General features: G+C 70.5%; 19 protein-coding genes and 1 tRNA gene. 12 read left to right on the top strand and 8 right to left on the bottom strand.

Features of this window, described 5'->3' with window-relative positions; all coding sequences use genetic code 11:
* Positions 1-231 precede the first annotated feature (231 nt).
* Positions 232-1,725, top strand: coding sequence for a PepSY-associated TM helix domain-containing protein (locus ABZ260_RS15720; RefSeq protein WP_355617324.1), 1,494 nt, complete (start codon positions 232-234; stop codon positions 1,723-1,725).
* 61 nt (positions 1,726-1,786) lie between these two features.
* Here ABZ260_RS15720 and ABZ260_RS15715 read toward each other — a convergent pair whose 3' ends face one another.
* On the bottom strand, positions 1,787-2,590 hold the full coding sequence (locus ABZ260_RS15715) for a helix-turn-helix transcriptional regulator (protein WP_355617321.1): 804 nt from the start codon (positions 2,588-2,590) through the stop codon (positions 1,787-1,789).
* Positions 2,591-2,723: 133 nt separating this feature from the next.
* On the opposite strand from ABZ260_RS15715, the gene ABZ260_RS15710 reads away from it, so the two are divergent.
* From ABZ260_RS15710 to ABZ260_RS15700, 3 genes are all read left to right on the top strand, one after another.
* Positions 2,724-3,008, top strand: coding sequence for a type II toxin-antitoxin system Phd/YefM family antitoxin (locus ABZ260_RS15710; protein WP_355617318.1), 285 nt, complete (start codon positions 2,724-2,726; stop codon positions 3,006-3,008).
* Positions 3,005-3,280 carry a type II toxin-antitoxin system RelE/ParE family toxin gene (locus ABZ260_RS15705; protein WP_355617315.1) on the top strand — a complete coding sequence of 92 codons (276 nt, stop codon included), beginning with the start codon at positions 3,005-3,007 and terminating at the stop codon, positions 3,278-3,280. The genes ABZ260_RS15710 and ABZ260_RS15705 overlap by 4 nt, the downstream gene beginning before the upstream one ends.
* A gap of 94 nt (positions 3,281-3,374) precedes the next feature.
* The gene (locus ABZ260_RS15700) at positions 3,375-3,575 is read left to right on the top strand and encodes a hypothetical protein (RefSeq protein ID WP_355617312.1); all 201 of its coding nucleotides are present in this window, start codon (positions 3,375-3,377) and stop codon (positions 3,573-3,575) included.
* Positions 3,576-3,657: 82 nt separating this feature from the next.
* Here the strand turns inward: ABZ260_RS15700 and secA2 are convergent, their stop codons facing one another.
* Positions 3,658-5,859: an accessory Sec system translocase SecA2 gene (gene secA2 / locus ABZ260_RS15695; RefSeq protein ID WP_355617354.1), complete on the bottom strand. Its 2,202-nt coding sequence runs from the start codon at positions 5,857-5,859 to the stop codon at positions 3,658-3,660.
* A gap of 366 nt (positions 5,860-6,225) precedes the next feature.
* Between secA2 and ABZ260_RS15690 the strand changes: the two genes are divergently transcribed.
* Positions 6,226-7,017 carry a class II aldolase/adducin family protein gene (locus ABZ260_RS15690; RefSeq protein ID WP_355552292.1) on the top strand — a complete coding sequence of 264 codons (792 nt, stop codon included), beginning with the start codon at positions 6,226-6,228 and terminating at the stop codon, positions 7,015-7,017.
* 66 nt (positions 7,018-7,083) lie between these two features.
* On the opposite strand, the gene ABZ260_RS15685 is transcribed toward ABZ260_RS15690, so the two are convergent.
* Positions 7,084-8,046: an EamA family transporter gene (locus ABZ260_RS15685; protein ID WP_355617309.1), complete on the bottom strand. Its 963-nt coding sequence runs from the start codon at positions 8,044-8,046 to the stop codon at positions 7,084-7,086.
* Positions 8,047-8,278: 232 nt separating this feature from the next.
* Between ABZ260_RS15685 and ABZ260_RS15680 the strand changes: the two genes are divergently transcribed.
* Positions 8,279-8,644, top strand: coding sequence for a VOC family protein (locus tag ABZ260_RS15680; RefSeq protein WP_355617306.1), 366 nt, complete (start codon positions 8,279-8,281; stop codon positions 8,642-8,644).
* 184 nt (positions 8,645-8,828) lie between these two features.
* Entirely contained in the window at positions 8,829-9,689 is an 861-nt protein-coding gene (locus ABZ260_RS15675; RefSeq protein WP_355617351.1) for a DMT family transporter, read from the top strand.
* 15 nt (positions 9,690-9,704) lie between these two features.
* On the opposite strand, the gene ABZ260_RS15670 is transcribed toward ABZ260_RS15675, so the two are convergent.
* Entirely contained in the window at positions 9,705-10,868 is a 1,164-nt protein-coding gene (locus ABZ260_RS15670) for an FAD-dependent monooxygenase (RefSeq protein ID WP_355617303.1), read from the bottom strand.
* A gap of 73 nt (positions 10,869-10,941) precedes the next feature.
* Here ABZ260_RS15670 and ABZ260_RS15665 point away from each other — a divergent pair, with 73 nt between their 5' ends.
* Entirely contained in the window at positions 10,942-11,520 is a 579-nt protein-coding gene (locus ABZ260_RS15665; protein WP_355617300.1) for a TetR/AcrR family transcriptional regulator, read from the top strand.
* Positions 11,521-11,621: 101 nt separating this feature from the next.
* Here ABZ260_RS15665 and ABZ260_RS15660 read toward each other — a convergent pair whose 3' ends face one another.
* On the bottom strand, positions 11,622-12,209 hold the full coding sequence (locus ABZ260_RS15660; protein WP_355617297.1) for a GNAT family protein: 588 nt from the start codon (positions 12,207-12,209) through the stop codon (positions 11,622-11,624).
* 438 nt (positions 12,210-12,647) lie between these two features.
* On the opposite strand from ABZ260_RS15660, the gene ABZ260_RS15655 reads away from it, so the two are divergent.
* Together ABZ260_RS15655 and ABZ260_RS15650 are read left to right on the top strand one after the other, a co-directional pair.
* Positions 12,648-13,817, top strand: a complete 1,170-nt coding sequence (locus ABZ260_RS15655) for an acyl-CoA dehydrogenase family protein (protein ID WP_355617348.1) — start codon at positions 12,648-12,650, stop codon at positions 13,815-13,817.
* Between the two features lie 28 nt (positions 13,818-13,845).
* Entirely contained in the window at positions 13,846-14,946 is a 1,101-nt protein-coding gene (locus ABZ260_RS15650) for an acyl-CoA dehydrogenase family protein (RefSeq protein WP_355617294.1), read from the top strand.
* An 88-nt stretch (positions 14,947-15,034) separates the two neighbouring features.
* On the opposite strand, the gene ABZ260_RS15645 is transcribed toward ABZ260_RS15650, so the two are convergent.
* Positions 15,035-15,640: a TetR/AcrR family transcriptional regulator gene (locus tag ABZ260_RS15645; protein WP_355617291.1), complete on the bottom strand. Its 606-nt coding sequence runs from the start codon at positions 15,638-15,640 to the stop codon at positions 15,035-15,037.
* Between the two features lie 207 nt (positions 15,641-15,847).
* Here ABZ260_RS15645 and ABZ260_RS15640 point away from each other — a divergent pair, with 207 nt between their 5' ends.
* A complete protein-coding gene (locus tag ABZ260_RS15640; protein WP_355617288.1) occupies positions 15,848-16,606 on the top strand; it encodes a nuclease-related domain-containing protein in 759 nt (252 codons plus the stop codon).
* Between the two features lie 74 nt (positions 16,607-16,680).
* Here the strand turns inward: ABZ260_RS15640 and ABZ260_RS15635 are convergent, their stop codons facing one another.
* Entirely contained in the window at positions 16,681-18,033 is a 1,353-nt protein-coding gene (locus tag ABZ260_RS15635) for a VWA domain-containing protein (RefSeq protein WP_355617285.1), read from the bottom strand.
* Between the two features lie 40 nt (positions 18,034-18,073).
* The gene (locus ABZ260_RS15630; protein ID WP_355617282.1) at positions 18,074-18,925 is read right to left on the bottom strand and encodes a MoxR family ATPase; all 852 of its coding nucleotides are present in this window, start codon (positions 18,923-18,925) and stop codon (positions 18,074-18,076) included.
* A 101-nt stretch (positions 18,926-19,026) separates the two neighbouring features.
* Here ABZ260_RS15630 and ABZ260_RS15625 point away from each other — a divergent pair.
* A tRNA-Lys gene (locus ABZ260_RS15625) sits at positions 19,027-19,100 on the top strand.
* Positions 19,101-19,137 lie beyond the last annotated feature (37 nt).

Genomic DNA, 19,137 nt, shown 5'->3' with positions numbered 1-19,137 from the left:
GATCGGCCCGAACCTCCTCGCGCCCTTCCCGGGCGGTGAGCCGGCGTCCCGCCACCCCGCCCGGGGCGGCGAGCCCGGCTCTCGCAGTGCCCTTCCGGTCTGCTGCCCCGATGCCGTCACGCTCTCGCGACGGCCGTCCCGGCGAACCGGATCCGCACCGTCGAACCGAACCCCACACCGCGGTGACGCGTACCTGTCGGTGCGCGCGTTCCCTGCGAACGGAGAACCTCCATGACGTCGAACGTCGAACTCCAGCCCGAGGCTGGGCCGTCCACACCGTCCACACCGTCCACCCCCCGCACGCCCTCCACCTGGGCGACGCTGCGCTCGCTCCTGCTTCGCCTGCACTTCTACGCCGGCCTCCTCGTCGCGCCCTTCCTGCTGGTGGCGGCGGTGACCGGCCTGCTGTACGCGGCCTCCTTCCAGCTGGAGAAGGTGGTCCACTCCCACGAGCTGACCGTCCCCGTCCCGGAGGGGCAGCAGAAGGTGCCGCTGGCACAACAGATCACCGCCGCCACCGCCGCGCACCCCGAGGGAACCCTCGGAGCCGTACGGACCTTCGACGAGCCGGGCCAGACGACCCGGGTACTGCTCGACGTGCCCGGCCTCGCGGAGAGCACCCGCCTGGCGGTCTTCGTCGACCCGTACACCGGTCAGGTCCGGGGTGCCCTGGAGAGCTACGGAAGTTCGGGCGCCCTGCCCGTGCGGACCTGGATCTCCCAGCTCCACCGTCACCTGCACCTGGGCGAGCCGGGACGCGTCTACAGCGAGATGGCCGCCAGCTGGCTCTGGCTGGTCGGACTCGGCGGGCTGGTGCTCTGGCTGACCCGTCGCCGCCGGGCAGGGCAGCGGCTGCGCCGCGTCGTCGCGCCCGAGCGCGGCGCCCGCGGCCTGCGCAGGACCCTCTCCTGGCACGGCTCGGTCGGCCTGTGGGCGCTGATCGGCCTGCTCGCCCTGTCGGCCACCGGCCTGACCTGGTCGAAGTACGCCGGAGCCAACGTCGACGTGCTGCAGACCTCGTTCGGCTGGTCCACCCCGTCGATGCCCTCCTCCGGCGGCCACGGTGACCACGCCGCCGGGGGTCACGGGGGAGGCGGCACCCAGGGCGTCGACGCCGACCAGGTGGTCCGGGCGGCGGCGGGCAGCGGCCTGTCCGGGCCCCTGGAGGTCGTCTGGCCGTCGTCCGAGCCGGGGAGCTCGTACGTGGTCAAGGAGATGGACCGCCTCTGGCCGCAGCGCAACGACCAGGTGGCGGTCGATCCCGCCACCGGCCAGGTGACCGCCGAGCTGCGCTTCGACGACTTCCCCGTGGTGGCCAAGCTGATCCGGTGGGGCATCGACGGGCACATGGGCGTGCTGTTCGGCCTGGCCAACCAGATCCTGCTGGCCGTGCTGGCAGTGGCGCTGATCTCGGTCATCGTGTGGGGCTACCGCATGTGGTGGCTGCGCCGCCCGACCCGGGGCTTCGGCGCCCCCTACCGGCGCGGCGGCCTGCGGAGGCTGCCCCTGGTCGTGATCCTTCCCCTGGCGGCCGTGGCGATCGCCGTGGGCGTGTTCCTCCCGCTGCTGGGCATCTCGCTGCTGGCCTTCCTCGTGATCGACGTCGTCCTCGCCAGGATCGCGGCGTCGCGCGCGGGGAGGTCGGGCGCCGACGAGCCCGGCACCGACGAGCCCGGCACCGACGAGTCCGGTGCAGACAGGTCCGGAGCCGGGGTCTCCGGCTGAGGATGCGGGGGTGCGGTGCGGGCGCGTGCCGCACCCCCGCGTACGCCTTCCACCACCCGGGTCAGTCCGGGTGGTGCTGGTGTTGCAGGTAGGCGGCGGTCTCGGGGTTGGCGGGGAAGTACGCCTCGATGGCCAGCTCGGCGACGGTGATGTCCAGCGGGGTGCCGAAGGTGGCCATGGTGCTGAAGAAGGCCAGCTCCCGGTAGCCTCGGCGGAGCCTGAGGGGGATCACGATGTGACCGGGACCGGGCCGGTCTATCTCGGGCTCCGGCTGGTCGCAGGGGTAGTCGTCGAGTTCCCGCCAGAGCGCGGCCAGGTCGGGGTCGGCGGTGAGGCTCATCTGGCGGCGGAGCCGGTGCAGGAGGTGGGCCCGCCACTCGCCCAGGTTGATGATCCGCTGCGCCATGCCCTTGGGGTGCAGGCTCAGCCGGAGCACGTTGACCGGGGGGACCAGCAACTCGGGCGCGACCCCGCGCAGCAGCAGCCCGGTGGCGGGGTTGCGGTCGATGAGGTTCCAGCGCTGGTCGACGACCACCGCCGGGTACGGCTCGTGCCCGCTGAGCACCTGCCCCAGCGCCTCGCGTACGGACGCCATGTGCGGGGAGTTGAGCGGTGTCTCCGAGTAGAGCGGTGCGAAACCGCCGGAGAGCAGCAGGTGGTTGCGCTCGCGGAGGGGGAGTTCCAGCTCTTCGGCGAGGTGCAGGATCATCTGCCTGCTCGGTTTGGACCTTCCGGTCTCCACGAAGCTCAGATGCCGGGTGGAGATGTCCGCCTGGATCGCCAGGTCCATCTGGCTCATTCGCCGGCGCTCCCGCCACTGGCGCAGAAGCTCACCTACCGGCCGGGACGCGCTGGTGGTGGTCATGGAGGTCACAATAACCGTCGATGATCAGCAAAACCATTACTGAAGACATAATGCTTGCCATGATGTGGAGGAGGCGACCAGGAGTTCGTGTTCGCCGGAACGCTGGCCCCTGAAACCCTCATTGGCTAGAATTATGTACATGACGGTTCTTTCTCTGGCAGACGCGCGAAACCGGCTCTCCGGCATCGTCGAGTCCGCCGTCAGCACCCATGAGCGGTTCGAGATCACCCGTAACGGCGTGCCCGCCGCCGTGCTGCTGGCCGCCGATGACTACGACACGATGCGCGAGATGATCGAAATCCTTGCCTCGGCTGAAACCGTGGCGGCCATCCGAGAGGGGCTCGCCGACCTGGAATCGGGACGCACCTTCTCGCAGGAGGAGGTGGAGGCCGAGCTTCGCCGGACCGGCCGTCTGTGAGCGGGCGGTACGAACTCAGCCTCACCCGTCGTGCCAGGCAGGATCTCGCTGAGCGGCTGCCGGTGAAGGTCGTGCCCGCGGTCTGGGAGTTCATCACCGGTCCGCTTCTGGACAATCCTCGCCGGGTGGGCAAGCCTCTCGACGAGCCCCTCGCCCCGCAGTGGTCAGCGCGGCGAGGCGACTACCGGGTGCTCTATCTGATCGACGACGGCCGGATCGTGGTGCAGGTGATTACCATCCAGCATCGGGCGGACGCCTACCGGTCGCCATGAGTGGTGAGCTGTGCTTTGGTCGGCATCTGGACTCTGACTTACTCACAGCTCTCACGCACGATCTGGAAGACGTGTTCGGAAAAGGATGGGTGAGATGACCGGGACACCCCTGCGGCTCATGATGAAGGCTGTGCGTAAGACTGGTTACTGGGTTGCGCTCCCGGTGGACGCACCCATCAAGGGCGGCGTTTCCGCCGGTACCCTTGCGGAGCTGTACGAAGAAGTGGAAGCGGCCAAGCACTTCATCCTCGGTGCTCCCCCAGAGGTCGAGATCGTCGTGACGTTATCCGTATGAGGTGGCTGATGTTCTGCACATGATGCTCGACGCCGAGCCTGAAGGACGGCCATCTCTGGCGTGACGGCCGTCCGATGAACGGTCAGCGGTGGCGGACCTTGGTGGTGAGGCGGTTGAGGATGCGGTCCCACTCGGTGCCGAAGGGGTTGTCCTGGACGAGGTAGGTCCAGGTGGCGGTGGGGCGCTTGAGGCCCGCGCCGTCGAGGTCGAGGCCGTCCGCGGTCACCGTGGCGGTCTCGAAGGTCTCGACCGAGCGTGACTCGATCTCGGCCAGCAGGCGCTGGTAGGCCGGGACCGCGTCCTTGTGGAACTCGTCGATCGGGTTGAGCCGCCCGAGAACCCGCAGGTGGATGCCCTCGCGCAGTTCCCCCAGGTAGGCCAGGTGGTCGGCCCAGCCGCGGTCGAGGTGGAACAGCACGATCTGGCGGGCGGCCTCGTGGAGCACCTCCTCGCCGACGCTCTCCGCGAGCTCCGACCATCGCTCGGGAGCGGCCGAGGCCAGGGCCTCGCCGGACACCCGCTCGCGCAGGACCCGGTCGCGGCGCTCCAGCAACTGGCCGCGCTGGCGTTCGAGCAGCCGGGTGTAGCGCCAGGTGTTGCGGTGGATCTCCATGTTGACGCCCTCGGCGACCCGCTGGGCGTGGCCCACCAGGGAGTGCTCGGGCACGCCCTTGGCGTACTCGTCGGCGACGTAGTGGGCGATCAGCTCGTCCTCGCCGCTGACGTAGAAGACCGAGCCGCCGGGGTCGCCCTGACGGCCCGCGCGCCCGCGGAGCTGGTCGTCCAGGCGGCTGCTGGTGTGCCGGCCCGAGCCGATGACGTACAGGCCGCCGAGCTCGTCGACGCCCTCGCCGAGGCGGATGTCGGTGCCGCGCCCGGCCATCTGGGTGGAGACGGTGAGCGCGCCGCGCTCCCCGGCCCGGGAGATGATGGCCGCCTCCTCGGCGTCGTTCTTGGCGTTGAGGACCACGCACTCCAGCCCCCGGCCGCTCAGGGTCAGCGCCAGGCGCTCGGACTCGGCCACGTCCATGGTGCCGATCAGGATCGGCCGGCCGGTGGCGTGCACCTCGGCGATCTCCTCGACCAGCGCGAGGTCCTTCTCCATCCGGTACTCGAAGAGCCGGTCGGGCTCGTCGGTCCGCACGCACGGCCGGTTGGAGGAGACCACGGCCACCTTGAGGTCGTAGAACTCCCGCAGCTGGTCGCCGACCGCGACCGCGGTGCCGGTCATGCCGCACTTCTCCGGGTAGCGGGTGATCAGCGCCTGGACGGTGATCGAGTCGAGGATCTCGCCGGTCTCCGAGGGCGACAGCGCCTCCTTGGCCTCCACCGCCGCCTGCAGGCCGTCCGGCCAGCGCTGCAGCAGCGCCACCCGGCCCCGCGACGGGTTGATCAGGTGCACCTTGCCGTCCCGGACGATGTAGTCGACGTCCTTGGTCAGCAGGGCGTGCGCGTGCAGGGCGAGGTTGACCTCCGTCAGCGTGGCGGGGGTGTCGTAGAGGTCGAGGCCGAGCGCCTGCTCGACGGTGTCGATGCCCTTGGTCGTCAGGTGGACGTTGCGCGCCTGGTCGTCGAGCTCGTAGTGGTAGCCCTTGACCAGCTGCCTGACCAGCGCCGCCATCTCCGGCACCGCGTCACCGGGGTCGGCGGCCCCGGCCAGCACCAGCGGCACCCTGGCCTCGTCGACCAGCACGGAGTCGGCCTCGTCGACCACCGCCACGGCCGGCGCGGGCACGATCAGGTCCTCCACCCGGGTGCTCAGCCGGTCGCGCAGCACGTCGAAGCCGATCTCGCTGACCGAGCCGTACGTCACGTCCGCCGCGTACGCCGCCCTGCGCTCCTCGGGCGTGGAGTTCTGCCCGATCCAGCCGCAGGAGACGCCGAGCGCCTCGTACAGCGGGCCCATCCACTCGGCGTCACGCCGGGCCAGGTAGTCGTTGACCGAGATGACGTGGACCTGCTTGCCCTGCAGGGCGTATCCGGCGGCGGCCATCGCACCGGACAGGGTCTTGCCCTCGCCGGTCGCCATCTCCGCGACGTTTCCCGACAGCATCGCCAGCATGCCGACCAGCTGCACGTCGTACGGCCGCAGGTCGAGCGTGCGGCGCGCGGCCTCCCTGACGATCGCGCAGAACTCCGCCAGGTCGTCGACCGAGGGCGTGGGCACCTCGTCGAGCGCGCGGATCCGCTCCTCGCGGGTCCCGGCATCCGCCACGACCCGCTCGAACTTCGACAGGTCGATGGTGCCGGGGCGTTCGAGGAAGCGCCTGAAGAGCTGAGTTATCGAGGCCACGTCTCCTCCAACGCCCGTTTACGGGCTCGCGTTCCGTCTCTTCGCACATTGTGATGCAAAGATCGATTGTTCATGGATCGGAGCAGGTTCGCGAGGCCTCGGAAGCGGCAGGCGGCTCGCCGCGGACATCGGGCCGGTGGGACGCCGAGGCGCCAGGTCACCGGCTCGGCGGATGACGCAAGATACGGATTTATCGGCGGTTTGTTATGTCATGGCGTAATAAATCGGACTTATTCTCTGCCGGGGAGGCGTGGACATCCCCGATGATCGGCACGAAGGTTGTGAGACCGCCGAACGTACGACGACCACCGAACATACGATGACCGCCGCGGAAACGACGACCGCCCTGGAGGCACGATGAGCCTGTCCGACCTGCAGCCCGTTCCCACAGACCAGCTCGCCTTCCGGCTGCCGCAGAAGTTCGAGACCGTCGCCGAGGAGCGCCGCCACCGCCAGGAGCGGCTGGCCGCCGCGCTGCGGCTGTTCGGCAGGTTCGGCTTCGAGGAGGGGGTGGCCGGACACATCACGGTCCGCGACCCCGAGCACCTGGACCACTTCTGGGTGAACCCGTTCGGCATGTCGTTCAAGCACATCAAGGTCAGCGATCTGATCCTGGTCAACCACGACGGCCAGGTGGTCGAGGGCCGCTACCACGTCAACCAGGCCGCGTTCGCGATCCACTCGATGGTCCACCAGGCCAGGCCGGACGTGGTCGCCGCCGCGCACAGCCACTCGGTGTACGGCAAGGCGCTGTCCTCGCTCGGCACGCTCGTGGAACCGCTCACCCAGGACGCCTGCGCGTTCTACGAGGACCACGGCCTGTTCGACGACTACACCGGCGTGGTGGTGGAGACCGAGGAGGGCCGCCGCATCGCGCAGGCCCTCGGCTCGCACAAGGCAGTCATCCTGCGCAATCACGGCCTGCTCACGGTCGGCGACAGCGTGGACGCCGCCGCCTGGTGGTTCATCACGATGGAGCGCTCGTGCCAGGCGCAGCTGCTGGCCAAGGCCGCGGGGCCCACCGTCCAGATCAGCCACGAGAACGCCAAGCTCACCCACGGCCAGATCGGCAACGACACGGTCGGCTGGATCAACTTCCAGCCGCTGCACGACCAGATCGTCGCCACCGAACCCGACCTGTTCGACTGACGGCCCGCGAGCCGCACGCCCTCCTTTCCGGGGACGGTCGTGCGGCTCGCGGGGACCCCGTACGGCTCAGGTCGTGCCCCTCTCGCCTCCCCTCTCGCCCGCGGCGAGCAGGGCGACCGCGCCGAGCAGCAGGACACCGCCGCACGCCGCCGGCACGGTGAGCCGCTCGCCGAGCAGCAGGATGCCGAGGAGCGCCGCGCCGACCGGTTCCACCAGGGAGATCACCGAGGCCGTCGTGGCACGCACCGCGGCGAGACCGGTGAAGAAGAGGCCGTAGGCCAGCGCCGTCGGAACCGTGCCGAGAAAGGCGATGATCGCCCAGGAGGCGAGCGGGTCGCCGGAGGGCAGCAGGCCCTGGGCCAGCGCGACGGGCAGCAGGCAGAGCCCGCCGACGACGAAGCCGCCCATGGCGGTGCGGTACGGCTCGCCGGAGGAGGCCCGGTTGAGCAGTGTCACCCCCGCGTACCCGGCCGCCGACAGCAGCGCCCACCCGATGCCGGCCGCGGAGAAGGTCGCGGAGCCGTCGTCGAGGGTCAGCATCGCCAGACCGGTCAGGGCGATCGTGACCGCGCCCAGCCCGGCCGCGCCCAGCCGCTCACCCAGGAGCAGCCGCCCGCCCGCGGCGACGAGGACGGGAGTGGCGCCTATGGTGACCACCGTCGCCACGGCCAGTCCCGATCCGGCGATCGCCGCGAAGTAGGCGGTCTGGTAGACGGCCATCGCCACGCCCGTGACCAGGATCCGCCCGAGGGCGGCCCCGCGCCGGGGCCTTCGGACGGTGATTGGTTCGGCGGACCGGGTTCCGCCGGGGGCCGGGTCGTCTCCGGCGGGCCGGGTTTCCCCGAGGCCGAGGAGACGGCCGGCCAGCAGGAGCATGGCGGCTCCGGCGGCGAACCGCCAGAAGGAGACGGCGACGGGGCCGAGCCCGCCCGCCTGGTAGAGCAGCGCGCCCGCGGCACCGCCGGTGCCCCAGGCGGTCGCCGCGATGGACACGTACAGCAGGCCCCGCCGCACGGAGACATGCGTCATGAAGGTCTCTCCAGATGAGGTGATCGTCGTCAGGTCGCACGTATGCGGACGGCAAGCACCCACCGGACCGCTCGGGTCCGGTCGTCAGGAGAGAGGCCGCCCGCTAGCGGGCGGTCGGCGGGGCAGTGATCAGAAACACGGAGTCACCATAGCGAGGTGTTCCTCGCGATGGCCAACGTGTATCCCGCCGTACCTGACAGCAGGTGACAGGTACGGGCGGGACGATCGTGCCATGACCATGACAGCGAAATTCCTCGCCGTGAACATAGACTGCGCCGAGCCCAGGCGACTGGCCGAGTTCTACGCGGCGGTCTTCGGCTACCAGGTGCAGTACGCGGAAGACACCTACGCCGGTATCGGCGACGGCACGATGACCATCTACTTCCAGCAGAACCTGGACCGCAAGCCCGCCGCCTGGCCCGGCCCCGACAAGCAGTTCCACCTGGACGTCCGCGTCGCCGACGTGGAGACGGCGGTCCGGGACTACCTGGAGCTCGGGGCCACCAGGCCCGCCTTCCAGACAGGCGAGGGAAGGTGGGTGGTGCTCGCCGACCCCGAGGGCCACCTGTTCTGTGTCTGCCCGATGGGCGACCAGTAGGTCGTCTCTGAAGCCCGCCGCTGTCGAACCCGGCGAGCGTGGACGGTCATCTCACCGGGCGGCCCGCCGCCGGGTGAGATAAGAGGCGGCGCAAGTCTCTACCCGTTCGTCTCGCACTCTAAGCTTGCGGGGTGACCCAAGAAGCGCTTCCTCCCAGATGCCCTGTTCGCTCCGCGGGGTGGCGATGACCTGGGTCGGGATATCGATCGCGTTGGTCGGTGCGCTGGGCTACGCCCTGGGGGCCGCGCTCCAGCAGTTCGAGGCGGTCTCCGAGGGCGCCTCGCTGAAGCTGATGAGGCGGCCCCGCTGGTGGATCGGCGGTGTCATCGGGTTCACCGGGGCGTCCCTGCACGCCGTCGCCCTCAGCTTCGCGCCGCTGATAGCGGTGCAGCCGATCAGCGTGGCGACACTGGTGTTCGCGGTGCCGCTGGCGGCGATACTGCACGGCAGACGCCCGCACCGGGCGGAGATCAGTGGTTCGATCGCGGTGGCCGTCGGACTGCTCGGCCTGCTGCTGCTGGTTCCCGTGCACCCGGTGAAACCGCACATGACGAACCAGGAGGCGCTGGGCTTCCTCGGCTGCGTCGGGCTGGTCATCCTGGCGACCCATCTGCTGGGGCGGAAGATGGGCGGCTCGGGCAAGGCACTCATGTTGTCGGTCGCCGCGGGAGCGATGACCGCCAGCGTCTCCACCTTCGTCCGGGTGGTGGGCGGCAACTTCGGCGGTGACTTCGGCACGCTGCTCAGCTGGTTCACGGTCGCCATCCCGGTGCTGCTCGTCTGCGCGGTCGTGTTGCTGCAGAAGACCTACGAGGTGGGTTACTTCGGCATCTCCTACGCGGCGGTGCAGGTGGTCGATCCGATCACCTCGATCCTCGCCGGTGTGCTCCTGCTCGACGAGGCGGTGCCCACCGGCTGGCTGAACGTGGTCCCCGCGCTCTTCGCGGGTGCGCTGGTCGTCTGGGGGACGATCGTCCTGGGGAAACTCTCCCCGGACCAAGGGGTTCCGGCCTCGGTGCGCGAGCAGGCGACGGTCTCGCCGTAGCCGTCCCGCGCCGGGTCACCCGGAGGGCGGTGTCCAGCCGAGCACCTCGTCCATCGCGCCGTTCACGCGCGAGGGGGCGAGCCGCCAGCTGAGCGCCGTCATCGTGTCGCGCAGCCGCACGGCCAGCGGGTTGCGCATCCGGGTGACGCGGCAGATCGCGGCGGACCTGGCTACGATCCTGGAGGTGCGCTCCAGCCGGGCGGCGGTGTAGCCGGCCAGCACGTCGTTCCCGCCAAAGGACACGGCGCCCGTGCCGTCGCCGACCACGTGGGCCAGCACCACCGCGTCCTCGATCGCCTGGCAGGCACCCTGGCCCAGGTTGGGGGTCATGGCGTGCGCGGCGTCGCCCAGCAGTGCGACCCTGCCGCGGTGCATGGCGGGCAGCGGGGTGGTGAGGTGGTGGACGTCGTTCCGCAGCACCCGCTCCGGCGTGGCGGCGGCGAGCAGCTCCGGGATCGGGGAGTGCCAGTCTCCGAACAACCGGCGCAGCTCGGCCGGCTGGTCCCCGCCGCCACCGCCCGCGGGGACGGTGTCGGTGGCGTAGCAGTAGGTCGTGTCCCCGGCCAGCGGCATGACCCCGAAGACCTTGCCGCGCCCCCAGCTCTCGTAGGCCTGGCCGGGTACGCCCGAGGCGGGGACGAGCAGCCGCCAGGCGGTGACGCCCGAGTAGCTCGGGGCGGGGTGAGCCGGAAACAGCGTGGACCTGACGGGGGAGTGGATGCCGTCGGCTCCGACCACCAGGTCCGCCTCCGCCCGGCCGCCGGCGAAGGTCACCAGGCCGCTGTCCGGGTCGATCCGGGTGACCTCGGTGTTCAGCCGGACCGTACCGGTTTCGAGGCGCGAGGAGAGCGCGTCGACCAGATCCGCGCGGCGCAGCAGCACCACGGAGTCGCCGCCGTTGCGCGCGGAGGCGGCCTCCGCGCTGGTCCTCACCAGCCACCTGCCGTCGGAGCGCCGGAGGCCGCCCGTGCCCTGGATCGCCGACAGTCGGCGAATCTCGTCGCCGGCCCCGATCGTGTCGAGCGCCCTGAGCGCGTTGGCGGCCACGGCCAGGCCGGAGCCGACCGGCTCCAGGGACGCGGCCCGCTCGAAGACCGTGACCTGCCAGCCCCGCCGCTGTAACGCCACCGCCGCCGTCAGCCCGCCGATGCCCGCTCCGATGACCGCCGCGTGTGCCATGACCCTCTCCTTCACTACGGATGTAGTGGAAGTTACTACGCCCGTAGTTAAACTACAAATGTAGTATCCGAGGGTGAAGTCCCAGCGCGCCGAGCTCATCGCCGACACCGCCATCGACCTGCTCGTGGAGCGGGGAATGCGCGGCCTGACCCACCGGGCCGTGGACGAGGCGGCGGGGCTACCGCCGGGGTCCACCTCCAACCTGGCCCGCACCCGGTCCGCACTGCTGGAGCTGGCCCTCGACCGGCTCACCCGGTTGGAGTCCGCCATGTTCGCGCCGATCCTCGACGAACCGGGGCTGGACGCGGTCGACGTGCTCACCGAGATGACGGCACAGCTGCTCTGGTCGCAGTTGACCGTCGGCCGCCGCCGGACGGTCGCCCGCTATGAGCTGGCCCTTGAGGCCACCCGCCGTCCCGAGCTGCGCACGATCTATGACAGGGCCGGCGAGCGCTTCCGCGATCCGGTGGTCACGATGCTCGCCGCCGCCGGGTCGGCCGATCCGGTACGGCACGGGCGTCAGCTCGTCGCCTTCGGCGAGGGCGTCATGTTCGACGCCATGGTCGGCGCCGGAGCCGAACCGACCCTGGACGACCTCCGCCTGGGGGTCGGGGAACTCCTGCGCGGCATGCTCGGCCGGGAAGGCTCGTAGGACTCGGCCGAAGCGTCGCGGAAACCGGAGAGGTCCGGAGCTCGAAAGGTTCGAGGGCCAGGGGAAATCCGGAAGACCGGATGGGCCGGTTCGAGAGGCGTTCAGCGGGCCGGACCGGTGAGGCGGGCGCGGTGGGCGGGCCACTCGTCGTCCAGGATGCTGAAATAGGCGGTGTCGCGCCAGGTGCCGTCGGGGCGCCGGCGCTGGCGGCGCAGGGTGCCCTCGGGAACACCGCCGATGCGCCTGATCGCGTCCTGTGAGCGGATGTTCAGGTTGTCGGTCTTGAGCTGCACCCGGTTCACACCCAGCTTGTCGAAGGCGTGGTCGATCAGCAGGATCTTGCACGCGGTGTTCACCGCGGAGCGCCACACGGTTCTGCCGTACCAGGTCCAGCCGATCTCGATGCTGTCGGCGTACCCGGGCGTGTCGATGTAGGTGGTCCAGCCGACCGCGCGGCCACTCTCCTTCAGCACCACCGCGAACGGCACGTAGTTCGGTGCCCCGGCCAGCCGCGCCGCGATCCGGGCCAGCTCGGCCTCGGTGCGCGGGGTGGGGGCGGGCATCCAGCGCCACACCTCGTCGTCGCCGCCACCGGCCAGGAACAGGTCGGGGACGTGGCCGCCGGTCAGCGGTTCCAGCCGTACGGTGTCGTCTTCGAGGGTGAGGGGAGCGGGCATCTGCGCGGTCATGGAAGGGACTTTAGGGCTCCGGGTGGACCTGTCCGAAGGTCCACTCGGCAGCTCTTCCCGGGGACCACTCGGGGGCCCGTCGCGTCCAGTCGCGTCCCGTCGCGGAACGGGGATCCCGTGAATTTCGGCATGGCCGGGTGTGTCGACAGGCGTACCGTCTGGTCGGTACACTTTCGGGAGACCGTGAGGAGATCCCATGGATTTCGCGTTCCACGCCGGGACCGGGCAGTCGCGGGGGCGGCCGCTCGACGTCATGGACGAGCTCGCCCGTCCGGTGCTCGCGGCCCGGGTCGCCGGGCGCTGAGGATCTTTTGAAAAGCACATGACCTGACCTCGCCGTTCTCCCTCCCGCGTGCCGGGACTGCGGGCGGTGCCAGGGGGCCCGGGGTCACCGGGCACCCGAATCGATGAAGATCGACGAAGGGAGCGTTCGTGGCGCTGGACGAAGAGGCGGTCAGGGAGCGCGCTGTCGCGTTCCTGGCCGCGCACGACCCCGCGGGGGATCGGCTGGAGTTTCTGCGGGCCAGGTTCGACGCCGGGCTGGCCTGGGTGCACTTCCCCGAGGGGCTCGGCGGGCTCGGGGCCGCCCGCGAGCTGCAGCACGTGGTGGAGCACGAGCTCGCGGGGACGCCGCAGATCAACCCCGGGCTGCAGACGATCGGGCTGGGGATGGCCGCGCCCACGATCCTGGCGTTCGGCACCGACGAGCAGCGCAGCCGGTTCCTGCGCCCGCTGTGGACGGGCGAGGAGATCTGGTGCCAGCTCTTCAGCGAGCCCGGCGCCGGCTCCGACCTGGCCACGCTCGGCACCCGCGCGGTCAGGGACGGGGACGAGTGGGTCGTCGACGGGCAGAAGGTGTGGACCTCCGGTGCCCACCACTCCCGGTGGGCGATCCTGGTCGCCAGGACCGACGTGGACCTGCCCAAGCACCGGGGGCTCACCTACTTCGTGTGCGACATGCACGCCCCCGGGGTCGAGGTCAGGCCGCTGCGGCAGATCACCGGCGAGGCCGAGTTCAACGAGGTCTTCCTCACCGGGGTACGGCTCGGCGACGACCTGCGGCTGGGAGAGATCGGCGACGGCTGGCGGGTCGCGCGGACCACGCTCATGAACGAGCGGGTCGCCATCGGCGGCGCGCCGGTCAAACGGGGCGGCGGTATGGTCGGCCTGGTCGCCGAAGCCTGGCGCACCCGGCCCGAGCTGCGCACCCACGACCTGCACCAGCGGCTGCTGCGCCTGTGGGTGGAGGCGGAGGTGACCCGCCTGGCCGGGACGCGGCTGCGCGAGCAGCTGTCCGCAGGGCAGCCGGGTCCCGAGGGTTCCGGTATGAAGCTCGCCTTCGCCTCGCTCAACCAGGCCCTGTCCGGGCTGGACGTCGAGCTGCGCGGTGAGGAGGGCCTGGCCTACGACGACTGGACCTTCCGCCGCTCCGAAGGCGTCGACTTCGTCGGCCGGGGTTCCGGATACCGCTACCTGCGCGCCAAGGGAAACTCCATCGAGGGCGGCACCTCGGAGATCCTGCGCAACATCGTCGCCGAGCGCGTGCTCGGCCTGCCCTCGGAACCCCGCGTCGACAAGGACGTGCCCTGGAAGGACCTGCCCCGATGACGTACGACGCGAAAGTGGTGAGCGACCGGTGACACTGCTTTACACCGAGGTCGAGGAGGAGCTCCGCGCCTCCGTACGGGGCCTCCTCGCGGATCGCTGCCCGGCCGACGCCGTGCTGAAGCGGGTCGAGTCCGAGGCGCCGTACGACATGGACCTGTGGAAGACGCTGTCGCGGGAGATCGGGGTGGCGGGCCTGCTCGTGCCGGAGAACTACGGCGGGGCGGGGGCGTCGGCGCGCGAGGTCGCGGTGGTGCTGGAGGAGCTGGGACGGGCGGTGGCGCCGCTGCCGTTCTTCACCAGCTCGGTGCTCGCCACGAAGGCCCTGCTGAACGTCGGCGAGGAGGACCTGATCCAGGAGCTCGCCTCGGGCGAGACGACGGCGGCATTGGCGGTGTCGCTGGCGGCCTCGCCGTACCGGCCGCTGCCGGAGACCGTCACCGTCACCGACGGAGAGATCCTGAACGGGGAGATCAGGGCGGTGGCCGGCGCGGACGTGGCGGACGTGCTGCTGGTGCCCGTCGGAACGGCGCTCTACCAGGTGGAGGCGGAGAACGTCCGGATCGACGTGCTGCCCTCGCTGGACCTGACCCGGCCGATCGCCACCGTCACGTTCTCGGACACTCCCGGGCTGGCGCTCGGCAGGCTCGACGTGCGGAGCGTGCTGAACTTCGGCGCGGGGCTGCTCGCCTCCGAGCAACTGGGCGTCGCCGAGTGGTGCCTGGGCACGACGCTCGCCTACATCAAGGAGCGTCACCAGTTCGCCCGCCCGGTGGGGTCCTTCCAGGCGATCAAGCACCGGATGGCCGATCTCTGGCTGGACGTGGTGCGCGCCCGCGCCGCCGCGAGGAACGCCGCGGACCTGCTGGCCGGGGGCCAGGTCGGCTTCGGCGACGCGGAGACGGTCCAGGGGCGTGAGCTGGCGGCGGCGGTGGCCAAGTCGTGGTGTTCCGAGGTGGCGCTGCACGTCGCCGAGGAGAGCGTCCAGCTGCACGGCGGGATCGGGATGACCTGGGAGCACCCGGTGCACCTGTATCTCAAGCGCGCCAAGGCGACCGAGATCGCGCTCGGCACCCCCGGCGCCCACCGGGAGGCCGTGGCGGCTCTCGCGGACCTGCCCGCGCCCGCCTGATCCCACCGCCCTGCTCCCGCTCGCGGGTCTGCGTCACCCGGCTCGCGAGCGGGGGAGCGGGGCTTGCTCCGTGCGCCGGGTAGGGGACTTACTTCGTAAAGGGGGTCGTCGACTCCGGGCGAAGTGAGGTGAGGAGCAGGTCGGCGAAGTGCGCCCCCAGTTCCGCACCCGAGAGCGGGCCCTCCGCGCTGTACCAGGTGCCCAGGTGGTGCACGGAGCCGAAGAAGAAGTCGACGACGATGTCGGCGGGCACGTCCTTCCTGAAGGTGCCCTCCTGCTGGCCCTCGATGACCAGGTCACGGAAGCGCTCGTGGTAGTGGCGCCGCTCGGCGCGGACGACCTTGCGGACGTCGGGCGTGAGCAGGTGCATCGACCGGAAGAAGATCTTGGAGTCGTCCAGGTTCTCCACGGTGGTCGCCACGACGTCCGCGGCGGCGGTGTGCAGGCGCTCGGCCACCGGCCCCGAGCTCTCGGCGAAGTGGGTCAGCCGCTCCATCTGCATGCGCAGCACCCGGCCGTAGATCTCGCGGAGCAGGTCGTCCTTGGAATCGAAGTAGTGGTACATGGCGCCCTTGGTGACACCGGCCGCCGAGACGATCCCCTGCACCGACGTGCCCTCGAAGCCCCGCTCGGCGAAGAGGCGGGTGGCCTCGCTGAGCAGGCGCTGCCGTACCGGCTCCTGGTCCTGAGTCATGCGTGTCCCCCATGGTGTGGTGGAGGAAAGCGTACCGACTGGTTGGTCAAGCAGGCGGCCGATTGACGGAGACGTGTTACTTGCGTCACCTTCGCGATTGGACGATAGCTGGAGCCCCCAATTGGGTATTTCATAGTCCAAGGATCTTCAGTGTGGCAGGTCCCCCCACTTTCCTTCACGACCGCATCGAGCCATGGGGGGTTCGTCATGCCCGGCGGATCTATCTACGTGACGCCAGTCGACCAGGTTCACGGCCTGTCGCCCCAGGTCATGTACGAGCAGTTCTGGCTCAAGGAAGTCGTCCACCGCAGGAAGATGCGCGGGGTCAAGGCGGCGGTCGGCCTGGCGGTGGGCGTCGCGCTGGCCTACCGGTTCAACCTGTCCCCGCCGATCCTCGGGCTGCTGTGCGGCCTGCTCGTCGGTGCCGCGGACGCGTTCTGGACCTGGCGCGAGTACGACTCCACCGCCGTCTGGCGAGGCAGGCGCAGGGGCGAGACCATCACTGGCAGGCTGCTCCGCCGCAGGTTGCGCAGGGCCGGCTACCACGTCCTCGACGGCCGGGCCATCCCGGGCAAGGCCTCGATCGACCACCTCGTCATCGGTCCCGGCGGCGTCTGGGTGGTCGACAACGAGGCCTGGCACCCGGAGACCGAGATCGCCCGGTACGGCGACCGGCTGTTCCTCGGCGAGAAGTACGGCACGAAAACGGCGAAGGCGCTCGTCGAGGTCTCCGAGTCACTGGCCGAGGTGCTCTCCCGCGAGACGGGTATCCCGGTCACCATCGAGCCGTTGCTCGCCGTGCACGGCGGGCAGCTCAGGCGGTCGGTCACCGCGGAGGGGCTCACCCTTCTCAAGCCCCGCCTGGTCGCGCGCTGGATCAAGGACGGTCCGCGGGCGGACTTCGACGACGCCCAGGTGGAGGTGCTCGCCAGGACCGCGGCCCGGGTGCTGCGCCGGATGAGCTGACCGTACGAGCCGACCGAGCCCGGCCCGCTCACCATGGGTGGGAGGACCGGGCCCGGAGAACCGGTGGAATCCGCTCAGGCGAGTTCCTCGATGAAGGCCGCCAGCTGCGCGACGTTCCGGCACTCGTACATGGGCACGATCCCCCCGTACGCCGTCGCCACCGAGTCGCCGGTGTCCCACTGGGCGGTCGGCTCCGGGTTGAGCCAGTAGCTGTGCCGGGCGTCCTTGGTCAGCCGCTTCAGCGTCTCCAGCGCGGGCGGCTGGTAGTTGGACCGGGCGTCGCCCAGGATCAGCAGTGACGTCTTCGGTCCGATGGCGTCGCCGTACCGCTCGGCGAACGTCTCCAGCGCGTGGCCGTAGTTGGTCCGGCCGAACCGCACCATGTCGGCCTCCCTCACCAGCCGGGTCATCGCCTCCGCCACGTCGGCGCCGGGCACGAAGAACCGGGTGATCTCGTCCACCGTGTCCACGAACCCGAACGCGCGGACCTTGGTGAACTGCTCGCGCAGCGCGTAGGTCAGCAGCAGGGTGAAGTGGGCGAAGGCGGCGACCGAGTCGCTGGTGTCGCAGAGCACGACCAGTTCGGGCTTGTGCGGGCGGCGCGGCCTGTTGAAGGTGGTCAGCGGCACTCCGCCGCTGGACAGCGAGGCCCGTACGGTCCTGCGGAAGTCGAGGCGGCCGCGGTGGCCGAGCCGGTGCTTGACGGTCAGCCTGGCGGCGAGGCGCCGGGCGAGCGGGTGCACCTCCCTGCGGAGCCTGGCCAGGTCGGCCTTGGTGATCCGCAGGAAGTCGAGCTGCTCCAGCGGCGGGCGTACCGAGGATCGGGCGATCCGCTCGATTCCGGAGTCCTCCGCGATCCGGCGGCGCACGTCGCGGGAGACGGCGTCCTCGAAGCGCCTGGTGTTCTCGCCGATCCGCTGCCGGGCGACCTTCTCGGCCAGCCCGCCGCGCTCCTGGCCGGCGAGGACCTCGGCGAGCAGGCGCGCCATGAGCGTCTCGGGGGAGAGCGCCCGCATCACCGAGTAGGAGAACCAGTTCTGCCTGCCGGGACTCGCCACCTGGCGGCCGAAGCGCTCCACCATCGCCCGCGCGAACTCGTTCATCCCCTCGGCGCCCAGCAACAGCTCGGCCAGCCTGTCGCGCAGCTCGGGGAGTTCGGCGGTCTCCAGGTCCGGTTCGGCCTCGTGCGAGGGCCGCAGGCCGGTCGTGGAGGCGGGGAACCACAGGTCGAACAGCGTGTCGAAGCCCGGCCGGTGCGAGGGCCGCTTGACCAGCGTCGCGGCGTACGCGGCCCGCAGCGACTCCCGCTCGGTCAGGTCGATCACCTCCAGTGCCCTGGCCGCGTCCAGCCCCTCGGCCAGCGACACCGGCAGCCCCGCCTCGCGTAGCGCGTGCACGAACCCCACGTGCCGGTCGAGCAGGCTCACCTTCCGCCTCCCGCCCCGTGGGCCGAGTGCTCCGCGCCGGTCAAAGGGCCAGCTCCTTGCGTGCCCGGGTCTGGTCGGAGGCGTGCTTGAGCACGACGCCGAGGGTGGCCCCGATCGCCGCCTCGTCCAGCTCGGTCCTGCCCAGCGCGATCAGGGTGTTGGCCCAGTCGATCGTCTCGGCGATCGAGGGCGCCTTCTTCAGTTCCAGGGCGCGCATGGTGGCCACCGTACGGGCGAGTTGCTCGGCCAGGGTGGTCGTGATCGTGGGCACCTGGGCCAGCACGATGTCGCGCTCGCGCTCCGGCGTCGGGTACTCCAGGTGCAGGTAGAGGCAGCGCCGCTTCAGCGCCTCGGAGAGCTCGCGGGTCGCGTTGGAGGTCAGCACCACGTAGGGCCTGCGTACGGCGGTGATCGTGCCGAGCTCGGGGATGGTGACCTGGTAGTCGGACAGGATCTCCAGCAGCAGCCCCTCCACCTCGACGTCCGCCTTGTCGGTCTCGTCGATCAGCAGGACCGTGGGCGTCCGGGAGCGGATCGCCGCGAGCAGTGGCCGCTCCAGCAGGAACTCCTCGGTGAAGATGTCGTCGTGGGTGGCGTCCCAGCTCTCGTCCTGTCCGGCCTGGATGCGCAGCAGCTGCTTCTTGTAGTTCCACTCGTACAGCGCCCTGGCCTCGTCCAGCCCCTCGTAGCACTGCAACCTGACCAGTTCCGCCCCGGTCGCCGCCGCCACGGCCTTGGCGAGCTGGGTCTTGCCCACACCGGCCGGCCCCTCGGCGAGCAGTGGTTTGCCGAGCGCTCCCGCCAGGAAGACCGAGGTCGCGATGGAGTCGTCGGAGAGGTAGTCGACGGCGCTGAGCCGCTCGCTGGCGTCGGCGGGCGAGGCGAACCACATGTGTGCTCCCAGTACAGGACCGAATGTTGTTCTAGCTTAGCCGCTGATCGTCGCGGATTTCGAAGCCCTGCCCGATGTGCGCTATCCTTCAAGAGCTTCAAGCGCCGCTAGCTCAGTTGGTTAGAGCAGCTGACTCTTAATCAGCGGGTCCGGGGTTCGAGTCCCTGGCGGCGCACTCGCGGGAAAGCCCAGATCGGCATCGCCGATCTGGG

It is taken from the genome of Streptosporangium sp. NPDC006013 (assembly GCF_040614275.1).
Taxonomy (GTDB): Bacteria; Actinomycetota; Actinomycetes; order Streptosporangiales; family Streptosporangiaceae; genus Streptosporangium.
The sequence above is the reverse complement of the archived record's forward strand: the minus strand, read 5'-3'. Positions and strand labels throughout refer to the sequence as shown.